Source organism: Denitrobaculum tricleocarpae (assembly GCF_007004665.1).
GTDB classification, from domain to species: Bacteria; Pseudomonadota; Alphaproteobacteria; order Kiloniellales; family Kiloniellaceae; genus Denitrobaculum; species Denitrobaculum tricleocarpae.
In genome coordinates this window covers 820,872-834,942 of record NZ_ML660052.1, presented here as the reverse complement: position 1 = coordinate 834,942, position 14,071 = coordinate 820,872, and the positions used below count along the sequence as shown (strand labels likewise).

The window sequence follows — 14,071 nt, the reverse complement described above, 5'->3', positions numbered from 1 at the left end:
CAAATGCGCCGGCAAGATCATCCGCTCGTCTTAATACTCGCTCTGCTTCAGCTCGACATTCAGACCCAGGGACCGCAGTTCCTTGACCAGAACGTTGAACGACTCAGGTATGCCGGCTTCGAAGTTGTCGTCGCCCTTGACGATTGCTTCATAGACCTTGGTCCGGCCCGACACGTCATCCGACTTCACCGTCAGCATTTCCTGCAGGGTGTAGGCGGCGCCGTAAGCCTCGAGGGCCCAGACCTCCATCTCACCGAAACGCTGACCGCCGAACTGCGCCTTACCGCCCAGCGGCTGCTGGGTGACAAGGCTGTAGGGGCCGATGGACCGGGCATGGATCTTGTCGTCGACCAGGTGATGGAGCTTCAACATATAGATGTAGCCCACCGTCACCGAGCGCTCGAAGACCTCACCGGTGCGGCCGTCGACCAGACGGACCTGACCGGAGGTGTCCAGACCGGCCTGGTCCAGCATCCTGACAATATCGTCTTCCCGCGCCCCATCGAATACAGGGGTCGCAATCGGAACGCCGTCGGTCAGGTTCTGGCCCAGCTCGACCAGCGCTTCCTGATCCATATCGGCGATATCCTCGGCGTAAACCTCGTTGCCGTAGATGTCCTTCAGACGATCCTTGACCTGGCCGTAGTCGCCGCTGCGCTTGGACGAAGCCATCAGATCACCGATCTGACGCCCCAGACCGCTACAGGCCCACCCCAGATGGGTCTCGAGAATCTGTCCGACGTTCATGCGGCTCGGCACGCCGAGCGGGTTCAGCACGATATCGACCGGCGTTCCGTCTTCGGTGTAAGGCATGTCCTCGATCGGAACGATCCGCGAAATCACACCCTTGTTGCCGTGGCGGCCGGCCATCTTGTCGCCGGGCTGCAGCTTGCGCTTAACAGCCACGAAGACCTTGACCATCTTCATCACGCCCGGGGGCAGCTCGTCGCCGCGTTGCAGCTTGTCGACCTTGTTGTCGAAACGCTTGGTCAGCTCCTCGATCGAACCTTCGAACTGCTTGTTCAGAGCTTCGATATCAGCCTGACGCGCGTCGCCTGCGACCGCAAACTGACGCCACTGGCCCGGTGTGAAGTCGGAGAGAACCGCTTCGCTCACCTTGGTGTCGGTTTTCAGGCCCTTCGGACCGGCAACAGCCACCTCGCCCAGCAGCAGGTCTTTCAGACGACCATAGAAACTGCGCTCCAGGATGATCTTTTCGTCGTCACGGTCCTTGGCAAGACGTTCGATCTCCGCCCGCTCGATGGCCAGGGCACGTTCGTCCTTGTCCACGCCGCGGCGGGAGAAGACCCGGACCTCGACCACGGTGCCGCCAACGCCCGGGGGTACCCGCAGCGAGGTGTCGCGTACGTCCGACGCCTTTTCACCGAAGATCGCCCGCAGGAGCTTTTCTTCCGGCGTCATGGGAGATTCGCCCTTCGGCGTCACCTTGCCGACCAGGATATCGCCCGGCAGGACCTCGGCCCCGATGTAGACCATGCCCGCTTCGTCGAGGTTGCGCAGGGCGTCCTCGCCAACGTTGGGAATGTCACGGGTGATTTCTTCCTGACCCAGCTTGGTGTCGCGGGCCATGATCTCGAACTCTTCGATGTGGATCGACGTAAAGACGTCGTCCCGCACGATGCGCTCGGAAATCAGGATCGAATCCTCGAAGTTATAGCCGTTCCACGGCATGAACGCGACCAGCACATTCCGGCCCAGGGCCAGCTCACCCAGATTGGTCGAGGGTCCGTCGGCGATGATGTCGCCGCGCGAAACCTGATCGCCCATCTTCACCAGCGGACGCTGCGTGATACAGGTGTTCTGGTTGGAACGCTGGAACTTCAAAAGGTTGTAGATGTCGACCGCCTGCTCACCGCTCGAGGTCTCCTCGCTGACCCGGATCACGATACGGGTTGCGTCGACCTGATCGACAATGCCGGTCCGGCGAGCGGAGATCGCCACACCCGAGTCCCGGGCAACGGTTGATTCCATGCCGGTTCCGACCAGCGGGGCCTCGGACTTCAAGAGAGGCACGGCCTGCCGCTGCATGTTAGATCCCATCAGCGCCCGGTTGGCGTCGTCGTTCTCGAGGAACGGGATCAGCGCCGCGGCAACCGAGACCAGCTGCTTGGGCGAAACGTCGATCAGATCGATGTCTTCCACGCGGGACATGATGTAGTCGCCGCTGCGCCGGCAGGACACCAGCTCGTCGACGAACTCGTTCTTCTCGTTGAGTTCGGCGTTGGCCTGGGCAACGGTGTAGCGGCCTTCCTCCATGGCGGAGAGATAGCGCACTTCGTCCGTCACCTTCCCGTCCTTGACCGTGCGGTAAGGGCTCTCGATAAAACCGTACTTGTTGACGCGGGCGTAGGTGGCCAGGGAGTTGATCAGACCGATGTTCGGACCTTCAGGAGTCTCAATCGGGCAAATCCGGCCGTAGTGGGTCGGATGTACGTCACGCACCTCAAAACCCGCACGCTCACGGGTCAGACCGCCCGGACCAAGCGCCGAGAGACGGCGTTTATGGGTGATCTCGGAGAGCGGGTTGGTCTGGTCCATGAACTGGGACAGCTGCGAAGATCCAAAGAACTCGCGCACCGCGGCGGCAGCCGGCTTGGCGTTGATCAGATCGTGCGGCATGACCGAATCAATCTCGACCGAGCTCATCCGCTCCTTGATCGCGCGCTCCATGCGCAGGAGGCCGACACGGTACTGGTTCTCCATCAGCTCGCCGACGGAACGAACCCGGCGGTTACCCAGGTGATCGATATCGTCGATCTCGCCGCGGCCGTCTTTCAGGTCCATCAGGATCTTCAGGATCGCCAGAATGTCCGTCTTGCGCAGGGTGCGGACCTGGTCGTCGGTCTCGAAGCCCATGCGCGAATTCATCTTCACACGGCCGACAGCCGAGAGATCGTAACGCTCGGGATCGAAGAAGAGGCCATTGAACATGGCCTCCGCCGTCTCCAGGGTCGGCGGCTCGCCCGGACGCATCACACGGTAGATATCGATCAGGGCCTCTTCGCGGGAGGTGTTCTTGTCGATCGCCAGGGTGTTGCGCATGTAGGGGCCGACGTTCACGTGGTCGATCGCAAGAACGACCAGCGACTTCACGTCCGCTTCAACCAACTCCGCGATCAGGGCTTCGGTCAATTCATCACCGGCCTCGCAGATAACCTCGCCGGTGTCTTCCTTGATGTAGTCCTGGGCCACATAGTTGCCGAGCAGATCGTCGCTCTGAACGAACTGGTTCTCGAGACCGCCCTCGATCAGTTTCTTGGCCAGACGGGGGGTCATGCGCGTGCCCGTTTCGGCCACGACGTCGCCGGTTTTGGCGTCGATCAGATCCCGGGTCAGCTTCGTCCCCTTCAGGCGATCCGCATCGAACGCGGTTTTCCAGCCGTCCTTGGCCCGCTTGTACTCGATCGAGTTGTAGAAGAAGTTGAGGATATCTTCAGGGCTTAGACCGGTTGCCTCATGGGGATCCATCTCCAGTCCGGCCGCGGCGCGCTCGGCACGCAGCGTCTCGGTCGCGTCGGAATCAAGTGCCAGCAGCAGTGTGGAAGCCGGCAGCTTCCGGCGGCGGTCGATACGCACGTAAGCCAGATCCTTGGCGTCGAATTCAAAGTCGAGCCAGGAGCCGCGGTAGGGAATCACCCGTGCCGCGAAGAGATATTTACCCGAGGAGTGGGTCTTGCCGCGGTCGTGATCGAAGAAGACCCCGGGACTGCGATGCATCTGAGAGACGATCACGCGCTCGGTGCCGTTGATGACAAAGGTGCCATGACGGGTCATGAGCGGCATATCGCCCATGTAAACGTCCTGCTCCTTGATGTCGCGGATCGAGCGCGATCCGGTGTCTTCATCGACGTCCCAGACCACAAGCCGCAGAGTGACTTTCAAGGGCGCTGCGAAGGTAATACCGCGCTGCTGACATTCCTCGACGTCGTACTTCGGCTCTTCCAGCTCATAGCGCAGGAACTGAAGTTCCGCGCGATCGGAAAAGTCCTTGATCGGAAACACCGATGCAAAAACCTCCTGGAGGCCGGTTTGGGTCCGGTCGGCCAGGGGCACACCATCCTGCAGAAACTGATCGTAGGAGGTCTTCTGAACCTCGATCAAATTCGGCATGCTGCTTACTTCAGCAATGCGTCCGAAATCCTTACGAATACGTTTGAGGCCCGTAAACGATCTCGCCATGTCAGTCATGTCCTCGTTGCATCAGGTTTTGGCGCGGGTGCGCCAAGAATCTTTGTTTTTCACGAAACACCGGACCAGCAGTTTCACTCTCTGCGATCAGCGGCATCCCGCCCGAGGAACCCGGTTTTAGGCCTTCGGTTCCATCCGGCCGGCCTGCTGCGAACAGGCCCAAATCAAAATACGCAGAAGGCCGACGCGGCGTACGCGGTTTCCCACGCACGCCGGCCGGACCTTGCGTTACGTCCGATCGGCTCTGATTACTTGAGCTCGACCGTCGCACCAACATCCTCGAGCTTCTTCTTAAGCTCTGCGGCTTCGTCCTTGCTGGCACCTTCCTTGACGGCTTTCGGTGCGGACTCAACCAGGTCCTTGGCTTCTTTCAGACCAAGACCGGTGATGGCGCGGACTTCTTTAATCACGTTGATCTTCTTCTCGCCGGCAGCGGCAAGAACAACGTCGAACTCGGTCTGCTCTTCAGCAGCAGCACCTGCATCGCCACCACCGGCAACGGCAGCAACAGCAACCGGTGCAGCGGCGGAAACGCCCCAGGATTCTTCGAGCTTTGAAGCCAGCTCAGCAGCTTCGATAACAGTGAGCTTCGAGAGCTCGTCTACCAATTTGTCCAAATCAGCCATTTTAATCTCCTAGGCTTGAACTGTTTCCTCGAGAGGCTTACGCCGCCTCGTCTTGAGAGCCGTAGGCGCTGAACACCCGAGCCAGTTTCCCGGCCGGGGCCTGTACAACACCAGCAACCTTGGTTGCCGGCGCCTGCAGAACGCCAATAAGTTTTCCGCGCAATTCGTCGAGCGACGGCAACTTGGCGAGAGCGTTGATCCCGGCAGGATCAAGAATCGTCTCACCCATTGCACCGCCGACGATGGTCAGCTTCTCGTTCTTCTTGGCGAACTCGACGCAGACCTTTGCCGCCGCCACGGGATCTTCCGACGTCGCGATTGCGGTCGGTCCCGTAAACATTGACTCCAGCGCCTTATACTTCGTGCCCTCAAGCGCAAGACGCGTGAGCCGATTTTTAGTCACCTTGTAGCTGGCACCAGCGTCTCTCATCTGCGTACGAAGACCCGACACCTCGGTCACGGTCAACCCAGACTGCTGGGTCACCACGACGAGAGCCGCGCTTTCGAACGTTGCATTGAGAGCCGATACCAACTCTGCTTTTTGTGATCGGTCCACGGATCGCTCCGCTCTTTTTAGCCGATGCCCACCAGGGCGGCCATCAGCCGGTTTGCACGAGGATTTCCGGAAAAGCTCCCGGAAATCCGGTTCGCCTGTCCTGGAAGTTCAAGCCTGATTGGCCCCTAACGGGCACCCGCCAAACTCGCTTCCCGTCTATGCAGGCCCTTGCGGCTTAAGCCCCTGAAGTTTCCCGCTTCTTGGGAGACCCGTCAGGGCACCTACAGTCTTGGACAGGTTGGAACGGCAGATTTTGCTGCCGCTCCGTCTTATCGGCTGTGTCCCGAAGAACGCAGCCGAATCTCTACGCCCGCTGGCCCGGCTTACGCCGAAGCCGACAGGCTGGAAACATCAATCTTCACACCGGGGCCCATGGTCGAGGACAGAGCCACCCGCTTCACGTAAGTGCCCTTTGCACCGGTCGGCTTTGCCTTCTGGATGGCCTCGACAAATGCCCGGACGTTCTCGACCAGCGCATCTTCACCGAAGCTGGCCTTACCGACACCGGCATGAACGATCCCGGCCTTCTCGACCCGGAACTCCACCTGACCGCCCTTGACGGCTTTGATGGCGCCGGCGACATCAGGCGTCACCGTACCCAGCTTCGGGTTCGGCATCATGCCGCGCGGACCGAGGATCTTACCGAGACGGCCAACGACCGCCATCATGTCGGGCGTTGCAATCACGCGGTCGAACTCGAACTTGCCGGACTGAATTTCAGCGGCAAGGTCGTCGGCACCGACGATATCGGCGCCGGCTTCGCGGGCTTCATCCGCCTTCGCGTCCTTGGCGAAGACCGCGACACGGACCGTCTTACCGGTACCGTGCGGCAACGCAACGACGCCGCGGACGTTCTGATCCGCATGACGCGGGTCAACACCCAGGTTCATGGCGATCTCGATGGTCTCGTCAAACTTGGCGCTCGCGCCGCCTTTGATCAGGCTGACAGCCTCCGAAAGACCGTAAGCCGAGTTGCGGTCGATGCCTTCGTAGGATTTCGCCAACCGCTTTCCGTTGTTTTTTCCAGCCATGGCTTTATCCCTTCACCTCGAGACCCATCGAGCGCGCCGAGCCCATGATGATCTTGGCGGCGGCATCGATATCGTTGGCGTTCAGATCGACCATCTTGGTCTGTGCGATCTCGCGCACCTGATCCATGGTCACACTGCCCGCGACAGCCTTACTCGGCGTCGCGCCACCCTTTTTCAGGCCCGCGGCCTTCTTCAGGAAGTAGCTCGCCGGCGGCGTCTTGGTCTCGAACGAGAAGGAACGGTCCGAATAAGCGGTGATGATCACCGGCGTCGGGGTACCCTGCTCGGTGTTCTGCGTGGCTGCGTTAAAAGCCTTACAGAACTCCATAATGTTCAGTCCGCGCTGTCCCAACGCGGGTCCGACGGGCGGCGAGGGATTCGCCTGACCAGCCGGAATCTCAAGCTTGATATAGCCTGCGATCTTCTTTGCCATCAATTAACCCTTTCGGTTCATGGGTCGCGCGGTGCGGTTATGGCCAACCTCCCGCGCTAAAATACCCGTCCGGCGAACCCGGACGGGATCACACTCAACGGCCTACTGCTTCTCCACCTGAGCGTATTCCAGCTCAACAGGTGTCGAACGGCCAAAGATGGAAACGGCCACCTTGAGGCGGGCCCGCTCCTCATCAACTTCTTCGACCAGACCGTTAAAGGAGGTAAACGGTCCGTCACTGACACGCACGGTTTCCCCGATCTCGAAGGTAATCGAGGGTTTCGGACGTTCGACGCCTTCCTGCACCTGGGTCTGAATCCGCTCCGCCTCTTTCTGGGAAATCGGCAGCGGACGCCCCTTGTTGCCAAGGAAGCCGGTTACTTTCGGCGTGTTCTTGACCAGGTGCCAGGACTCGTCCGTCAGGTCCATCTTGATCAATACATAGCCAGGGAAGAACTTGCGCTCGGAATTGACCTTCTGGCCCCGACGCATCTCGACCACTTCTTCGGTCGGGACCAGCACCTCTTCAAAGAAGTCTTCCATCCCGTTCTGGACGGCCTGATCCTGGATCGATTCTGCGACTTTCTTCTCAAAACCGGAATAAACGTGGAGAACGTACCATCGCATTGCCATGACTTAGCTCCCGAACCCGAGGATCTGGCCGATCCCGAAAGCAAGAATCTGGTCGACGAAAAAGAAGAAGAGCGCAGCAAGGAACACCATCACGAACACCATGATGGTGGACACGATTGTCTCTTTGCGCGTCGGCCAGGTCACCTTGGAGGTTTCCTGCCGTACTTCCCGAATGAATTGACCCGGACTGGTCTTGGCCATTCTGCGACTACGTCCTTATTCCACACGGTTTCCGCCGAACACAACGAAAACATTTAAATCATATATATGCCGCAGCTCTTGCGGCAAAAGCCCCGTTCCCGGCGAAGGAACCTATATTGGCAGGAGAGGAGGGACTCGAACCCACAACCCCCGGTTTTGGAGACCGGTGCTCTGCCAATTGAGCTACTCTCCTATCGCCTCGCTGAAACCCGCGAAAACCCGGTTTTCAGCGATTTTACCCTCAATCCGGAGATCGAAGCTTTCAAACGCCAGAGCCGCCTGCGACCTAAATCGCACGCGGCTGAGGAGCTGATCCGGAGCGCGTCGTCTCAGCGAGACGCGCACCCCGAATGATCCGGTTTTACTTAACGATGCCTGCGACGACGCCTGCACCGACGGTGCGGCCGCCTTCGCGGATCGCGAAACGCAGGCCTTCGTCCATCGCGATCGGCGCGATCAGCTCGACCGTCATCGCGATGTTGTCGCCAGGCATCACCATCTCCGTGCCTTCAGGAAGCGTCACAACACCCGTCACGTCCGTCGTACGGAAGTAAAACTGCGGACGGTAGTTCGTGAAAAACGGCGTATGACGGCCGCCCTCTTCCTTCGTCAGGATGTAGGCTTCGGCCTTGAAATTCGTGTGCGGCGTAATCGAACCCGGCTTCGCAAGAACCTGACCACGCTCAACGTCTTCACGACCGACACCACGCAGAAGCGCGCCGATGTTGTCGCCCGCCTCGCCAGAGTCCAGAAGCTTGCGGAACATCTCAACGCCCGTGCAGGTCGTCTTCTTCGTCTCCTTCAGACCCACAATCTCGATCTCGTCGCCGACCTTCACGATACCGCTCTCAACACGGCCCGTAACAACCGTACCACGGCCCGAAATCGAGAAAACATCCTCGATCGGCATCAGGAACGGACGGTCAACTGGACGGTCAGGCTGCGGGATGTAGCTGTCGACAGCAGCCATCAGCTCCAGGATCGCGTCTTTACCGATCGCGGCGTCGCCGTCTTCAAGAGCCGCAAGAGCAGACCCCTTGATGATCGGAATATCGTCGCCCGGGAAATCGTACGAAGACAGAAGCTCGCGGATCTCAAGCTCGACAAGCTCAAGAAGCTCTTCGTCGTCAACCTGGTCGACCTTGTTCATGAAGATCACAATCGCGGGAACGCCAACCTGACGCGCAAGCAGAATGTGCTCGCGGGTCTGAGGCATCGGACCGTCGGCAGCGGAAACAACAAGGATCGCGCCGTCCATCTGCGCCGCACCCGTGATCATGTTCTTCACGTAGTCGGCGTGACCGGGACAGTCAACGTGCGCGTAGTGACGGTTATCCGTCTCATACTCAACGTGTGCCGTCGAAATCGTGATCCCGCGCGCCTTCTCTTCAGGCGCCTTGTCAATCTGGTCGTACGCGGAAAACTCCGCACCGCCGCTCTCAGCCAAAACCTTCGTAATCGCTGCCGTCAACGTCGTCTTGCCATGGTCAACGTGACCAATCGTACCAACGTTGCAGTGCGGCTTATTCCGCTCAAACTTTTCCTTAGCCATTGTTTTGTTCCCGTGCTCGCGTCAGCGCACTAGCTAGAGTATGTTACAATTTCCTCAGACCACAGCGATCCGGGGAGCTCCGTAAAACCTGGAGCGGGTGGAGGGAATCGAACCCTCGTAACCAGCTTGGAAGGCTGGGGCTCTACCATTGAGCTACACCCGCAATTTCGTCCGCTGCACTCCCGCTTTCGGCAGATTTCCGGCAAGGCGGTTAACCTTATCCGAAACGTCCGCTCAGCCTGCCGAAACGGCGATTTGGTGGAGGGGGTTGGATTCGAACCAACGTAGGCATAGCCAACGGGTTTACAGCCCGTCCCCTTTAGCCACTCGGGCACCCCTCCAGAGGATCCCGTTCGACGGCGCAACGAAGATGCGAAATATGTTGATTTAATCGGGCCTGTCAACTTCAAACATAAAGACAGCGCCCCTCGCAGCCAAAAGATTATTTTGGCTGAAGGCAACGCTTGCAGAACCTGAGGCTCTTGATGCCATATTACCCGCCATTATGACCCAAAGCAAGCACCCGAAAAACCGCCGAAAATCCACCGCCAAGGGGATGGACCGCAGCCACTCGCGCCAGCGCAGCAATGCCGGCAGCCCGAAACGCCCAAAAACCGAAGGAAACGGTCCAGGTCCGGCGGCAAGGCCGGGAGGTTCCGCCAAAGGCCCCTCGGGCCCAGCCCACCGGGCACACTGGCTCTTCGGCGTCCATGCCGTCCTGGCGGCTCTGGCGAATCCGAAACGGCGCAAGGAACGTCTGCTTGTTAGCAAGGAAGCCGGCCAGCGACATGGCGAAGCTCTGGATAAGCTGCTGGCCCTGCCCGGCGCCCCACCCGCCCATCAGGCCAACCGCGAAGACTTCATGAGCGCCCTGCCCGACTCGGCGGTGCACCAGGGACTGGCGCTGCAATGCGCGCCCCTGACCCAACCGCACCTGGAGGACCTGCTGGCCGCGCCCTTGCCGGAAACTGCCAGACGCCCTGTCGTACTGGTTCTCGATCAGGTCACCGATCCCCAGAATGTCGGTGCAATTCTGCGCTCCGCGGCAGCCTTCGGCGCCCAGGCGGTGGTCACCACCGGCCGCAATGCCGCCGCGGAGAGCGGGGTTCTGGTCAAGACGGCATCCGGCGCCTTCGACCACACCCCTTACATCGCCGTGACCAATCTGGCGCGGGCTCTGGAGAGCCTCAAAACGGCGGGTTACTGGTCGCTTGGCCTCGCGGGCGAGGGAAAACGGACCCTCGCGGATGCCAAAAGCGACGGCCCGGTGGCCCTGGTGCTCGGGGCCGAGGGCAGCGGCCTGCGCCGCCTGACCCGTGAAACCTGCGACGAACTGGTGCATCTGCCGACCCGGGAGCCGATCTCCGCCCTGAACGTGTCCAACGCCGCCGCCGTCGCTCTCTACGAGCTGCTGAAATAGAGGTGGGTCCGGTTTCGACAGCTTTTCAGAAGCTGGGCGGTGTGCAGGCGGTGACGACCTCGACCTCCTCCTCACCGACATTCCTGAAGCGGTGCGGAATGCGGCTGTCGAAGTAGAAGGCGTCGCCCGGGCCCAGTATCCGGCGCTGCTCGCCGACCGTAACCTCGAAGCGCCCGCGGATGACGATGCCCGACTCCTCTCCGTCATGGCGCAGCATCGTATCGCCTGTGTCGGCGCCGGGCTGGTAGCGCTCGCGCAGGATCTGCAGCGCTTTGCCGGTCAGGTCCCGGCCCACTTGCCGGAAGGAGATCTTTCCCCCGGCGATTTCGGTCAATTCATCGGACTTGAAGAACACCTTCTCCCGCGGCGCCACATCCAGCGCGAAGAAGTCGGTCATCGACATGGGAATCCCCCCCAGCACCTTCTTCAACATTCCGACCGAAGGACTGGTGCGGTTTTGCTCAATCAGCGAAATGACCGCATTTGACACACCCGCCCGCTTCGCCAGTTGCCGTTGCGAGAGATTATGGAGCTCCCGCAGAGACCGCAGACGCTGCCCCAGGTCGAAGTCATCGTCAGCCACCCCTTCCCCATTGATTTTATTGAGAATTTTCTCTGAATCGTCGTTATCGGCCATATGCTTATATGTCTATTATATTTAACATTTAAACGCAAAATACGGCCTAAAATGCCTAAAAACAAGGCGGTTGTTTACTTTCTTAATCATTGATAATCTCCAACCAAGCAATTCAATGAAAACGCCGGCACAGACTAAGGTGCCGTAATCGCAGGGGTGTCGTGATGGACGGACTGAATTCCTCCGGAGGCTTCGATGCGTCTCCGAACAATCTCGAATCCTTTTGGATGCCATATACCTGGAACCGGGAGTTCAAAAAAAACCCGCTTCTGCTCACGGCCGCGAAAGACATGCACTATACCTCGCTGGACGGCCGCCAGATCCTCGATGGTTCTGCGGGTCTCTGGTGCGTGAACGCCGGTCATTCGCGCGAGCGGATCGTTAAAGCCGTTCAGGAACAGGTCGCCAAACTCGATTTCGCGCCGACCTTCCAGTTCGGCCATCCCCTTGCCTTCGAGCTGGCCTCGCGCCTGACCAATATGCTGAGCGGCGAATTCGATCACGTCTTCTTCTGTAACTCCGGCTCGGAAGCCGCCGATTCCGCCCTCAAGATGGCCCTGGCCTATCACCGGGCGCGCGGCCAGGGCGAGCGGACCCGCCTGATCGGCCGGGAACGCGGCTATCACGGCTCCGGCTTCGGTGGGATCTCGGTCGGCGGAATCGTCAAGAACCGGAATTTCTTTGGATCTTTGCTCAACGGCGTCGATCACCTGCCACATACCTACAGTCATGCCGAGCAGGCCTACAGCCGTGGCCTGCCGGAGTGGGGCGCACACCTCGCGGAGGATCTGGAGCGGATCTGCGCCCTGCATGATCCGGCGACAATCGCCGCCGTGATCGTCGAACCCATGGCCGGCTCCACCGGTGTGCTGCCACCGCCAAAGGGTTACCTCGAGAAGCTGCGCGCGATCTGCGACAAGCACGGCATTCTGCTGATTTACGATGAGGTCATCACCGGCTTCGGCCGTCTCGGCGACAGCTTCGCCACCGAGTACTTTGGCGTCGAACCCGATATGATCACCTGCGCCAAGGGCCTGACCAACGGCACGATCCCCATGGGCGCGGTGATCTGCCGCAAGGGTATCTACGAAACCATGATGGACTACGGCGAAGAGACGGGCGCCACCATCGAGCTCTTCCACGGCTATACCTATTCGGGTCACCCGGTCGCTGCGGCGGCCGCTTTGGCAACCCTGGAAGTCTACCGCGAAGAAGGTCTGTTCGAACGCGCCAGGGAGCTCTCTCCCTATCTCGAGAACACGGCCCACGCGCTCAAGGGCAGTAAGCACATCATCGACATCCGCAATCTGGGGCTTGTCGCGGCCATCGAGCTGGAGCCGCGCCCCGGCGCCCCGACAAAGCGGGCGTACGATGTCTACCGGCACTGCTTCGAGAAAGGCCTGCTGATCCGGATCGCCGGCGACACTCTGGCCGTTTCGCCGCCCTTGATCGTCACAAAAGAACAGATCGATCAGATTTTCGAGACCATCAAAGAAGCTCTCGAGGCGACTGACTGATCGGCGGCAAGAATAGCTGTCACGAACCCAACCTCCGGGTCGCCAAGACCGGATAAATCCGCGAACCGGCGATCCGCTTTGCTTTTTATTTGAGTTTCTAAGGAGAACCCCGTGCTCATTGGTGTGCCGAAAGAGGTCAAAAATCACGAATACCGTGTCGGCCTCATTCCCAGCTCGGTCCGCGAGCTTATTCATCACGGACATAAGGTCGTCGTCGAGACGGCTGCCGGAAGCGGCGTCGGCTTTAGTGACGATGACTACCGCAACGCGGGCGCAAGCATAGCCGGAACCGCGCAGGAGATTTTCGACAGCGTCGAGATGGTGGTGAAGGTCAAGGAGCCGCAGCCCGGCGAGTACGCCCAGCTGCGCGAAGGACAGTTGCTGTTCACCTATTTGCACCTTGCACCGGACGAAGCGCAGACCAGGGGCCTTATGGACTCCGGCTGTGTCGCGGTCGCCTACGAGACCGTCACCTCGGCCCGCGGCGGCCTGCCGCTGCTGACCCCCATGAGCGAAGTCGCCGGACGTATGTCGGTGCAGGTCGGCGCCCACTGCCTGGAGAAGGAACAGGGTGGCTCGGGCATGCTGCTGGGGGGCGTGCCCGGCGTTGCAGCCTCGAAGGTCGTGATCATCGGCGGCGGCGTCTCGGGTACCAATGCAGCCCGCATGGCCATGGGCATGGAAGCGGCGGTCACCGTCATTGACCGCTCCCTCCAGCGCCTCAACGAGCTTGATATGCAGTTCGGCCCGACGCTGAACACCATCTATTCGACCGTGGATGCGATCGAAAGCCATGTCGCGGGTGCGGACCTGGTGATCGGTGCGGTGCTGGTGCCCGGTGCTGCCGCCCCCAAACTGGTCACGCGCGACATGCTGAAAAACATGCGCCCGGGCTCGGTGGTTGTCGACATTGCGATCGACCAGGGCGGTTGCTTCGAGACCTCGCGCGGAACGACGCACGACAACCCGACCTACGTGGAAGAGGATGTGGTCCACTATTGCGTGACCAACATGCCCGGCGCCGTTGCCCGGACCTCGACCTTCGCCCTGAATAACGCCACCCTGCCCTTTACGCTGGCTCTGGCCGATAAAGGATACAAACGCGCCCTTGCGGAAGACCCGCATCTGATGGAAGGCCTGAACGTTGCCATGGGCAAGGTCACCTATAAAGCCGTCGCCGACGCGCACGGCATGACCTACGTCGCCCCGCAAGAGGCACTTGGACTCTAGCAGGCAGATCGGAAAAGGGATTGCGG

Annotated in this window: 12 protein-coding genes and 3 tRNA genes; 3 read left to right on the top strand and 12 right to left on the bottom strand. The window is 60.1% G+C overall.

The genetic code is table 11. The features are described from left to right. Positions 1-30: 30 nt before the first annotated feature. The 11 genes from rpoB to FKG95_RS03710 form a co-directional block, all read right to left on the bottom strand. The gene (gene rpoB / locus FKG95_RS03760) at positions 31-4,200 is read right to left on the bottom strand and encodes a DNA-directed RNA polymerase subunit beta (protein ID WP_142894946.1); all 4,170 of its coding nucleotides are present in this window, start codon (positions 4,198-4,200) and stop codon (positions 31-33) included. Between the two features lie 257 nt (positions 4,201-4,457). Further along, positions 4,458-4,835 carry a 50S ribosomal protein L7/L12 gene (gene rplL, locus FKG95_RS03755; protein ID WP_142894945.1) on the bottom strand — a complete coding sequence of 126 codons (378 nt, stop codon included), beginning with the start codon at positions 4,833-4,835 and terminating at the stop codon, positions 4,458-4,460. A gap of 37 nt (positions 4,836-4,872) precedes the next feature. Then, complete coding sequence (gene rplJ, locus FKG95_RS03750; protein ID WP_142894944.1) at positions 4,873-5,391, bottom strand: 50S ribosomal protein L10; 519 nt, start codon at positions 5,389-5,391, stop codon at positions 4,873-4,875. A gap of 323 nt (positions 5,392-5,714) precedes the next feature. After that, positions 5,715-6,422 carry a 50S ribosomal protein L1 gene (gene rplA / locus FKG95_RS03745; RefSeq protein WP_142894943.1) on the bottom strand — a complete coding sequence of 236 codons (708 nt, stop codon included), beginning with the start codon at positions 6,420-6,422 and terminating at the stop codon, positions 5,715-5,717. 4 nt (positions 6,423-6,426) lie between these two features. Further along, positions 6,427-6,855, bottom strand: coding sequence for a 50S ribosomal protein L11 (rplK, locus tag FKG95_RS03740; RefSeq protein ID WP_142894942.1), 429 nt, complete (start codon positions 6,853-6,855; stop codon positions 6,427-6,429). A gap of 102 nt (positions 6,856-6,957) precedes the next feature. Next, positions 6,958-7,488, bottom strand: coding sequence for a transcription termination/antitermination protein NusG (gene nusG / locus FKG95_RS03735; protein ID WP_142894941.1), 531 nt, complete (start codon positions 7,486-7,488; stop codon positions 6,958-6,960). A gap of 3 nt (positions 7,489-7,491) precedes the next feature. Further along, positions 7,492-7,689 carry a preprotein translocase subunit SecE gene (gene secE, locus FKG95_RS03730; protein WP_142894940.1) on the bottom strand — a complete coding sequence of 66 codons (198 nt, stop codon included), beginning with the start codon at positions 7,687-7,689 and terminating at the stop codon, positions 7,492-7,494. A gap of 117 nt (positions 7,690-7,806) precedes the next feature. After that, a tRNA-Trp gene (locus tag FKG95_RS03725) sits at positions 7,807-7,882 on the bottom strand. Between the two features lie 168 nt (positions 7,883-8,050). Beyond that, entirely contained in the window at positions 8,051-9,241 is a 1,191-nt protein-coding gene (gene tuf / locus FKG95_RS03720; protein WP_142894939.1) for an elongation factor Tu, read from the bottom strand. Between the two features lie 89 nt (positions 9,242-9,330). After that, positions 9,331-9,404, bottom strand: a tRNA-Gly gene (locus FKG95_RS03715). A 93-nt stretch (positions 9,405-9,497) separates the two neighbouring features. Beyond that, positions 9,498-9,582 (bottom strand) — tRNA-Tyr (locus FKG95_RS03710). A 164-nt stretch (positions 9,583-9,746) separates the two neighbouring features. Between FKG95_RS03710 and rlmB the strand changes: the two genes are divergently transcribed. Beyond that, positions 9,747-10,661 (top strand): 23S rRNA (guanosine(2251)-2'-O)-methyltransferase RlmB, encoded by a 915-nt coding sequence (gene rlmB / locus FKG95_RS03705; protein ID WP_246116672.1) that lies wholly within the window; start codon positions 9,747-9,749, stop codon positions 10,659-10,661. Positions 10,662-10,686: 25 nt separating this feature from the next. Here the strand turns inward: rlmB and FKG95_RS03700 are convergent, their stop codons facing one another. Then, positions 10,687-11,244 (bottom strand): cupin domain-containing protein, encoded by a 558-nt coding sequence (locus FKG95_RS03700; RefSeq protein ID WP_246116671.1) that lies wholly within the window; start codon positions 11,242-11,244, stop codon positions 10,687-10,689. A gap of 218 nt (positions 11,245-11,462) precedes the next feature. Here FKG95_RS03700 and aptA point away from each other — a divergent pair, with 218 nt between their 5' ends. Beyond that, entirely contained in the window at positions 11,463-12,815 is a 1,353-nt protein-coding gene (gene aptA, locus FKG95_RS03695; RefSeq protein WP_142894937.1) for an omega-aminotransferase AptA, read from the top strand. 111 nt (positions 12,816-12,926) lie between these two features. Beyond that, positions 12,927-14,045 (top strand): alanine dehydrogenase, encoded by a 1,119-nt coding sequence (gene ald / locus FKG95_RS03690; RefSeq protein WP_142894936.1) that lies wholly within the window; start codon positions 12,927-12,929, stop codon positions 14,043-14,045. Positions 14,046-14,071: the final 26 nt, after the last annotated feature.

What these genes read in the sequence shown, in the direction of transcription:
- tuf (WP_142894939.1), bottom strand. Translation starts at nt 9,241, where the DNA reads ATGGCTAAGGAAAAGTTTGAGCGGAATAAGCCGCACTGCAACGTTGGT.
- rlmB (WP_246116672.1), top strand. Translation starts at nt 9,747, where the DNA reads ATGACCCAAAGCAAGCACCCGAAAAACCGCCGAAAATCCACCGCCAAG.
- secE (WP_142894940.1), bottom strand. Translation starts at nt 7,689, where the DNA reads ATGGCCAAGACCAGTCCGGGTCAATTCATTCGGGAAGTACGGCAGGAA.
- aptA (WP_142894937.1), top strand. Translation starts at nt 11,463, where the DNA reads ATGGACGGACTGAATTCCTCCGGAGGCTTCGATGCGTCTCCGAACAAT.
- rplL (WP_142894945.1), bottom strand. Translation starts at nt 4,835, where the DNA reads ATGGCTGATTTGGACAAATTGGTAGACGAGCTCTCGAAGCTCACTGTT.
- rpoB (WP_142894946.1), bottom strand. Translation starts at nt 4,200, where the DNA reads ATGGCGAGATCGTTTACGGGCCTCAAACGTATTCGTAAGGATTTCGGA.
- rplA (WP_142894943.1), bottom strand. Translation starts at nt 6,422, where the DNA reads ATGGCTGGAAAAAACAACGGAAAGCGGTTGGCGAAATCCTACGAAGGC.
- rplK (WP_142894942.1), bottom strand. Translation starts at nt 6,855, where the DNA reads ATGGCAAAGAAGATCGCAGGCTATATCAAGCTTGAGATTCCGGCTGGT.
- nusG (WP_142894941.1), bottom strand. Translation starts at nt 7,488, where the DNA reads ATGGCAATGCGATGGTACGTTCTCCACGTTTATTCCGGTTTTGAGAAG.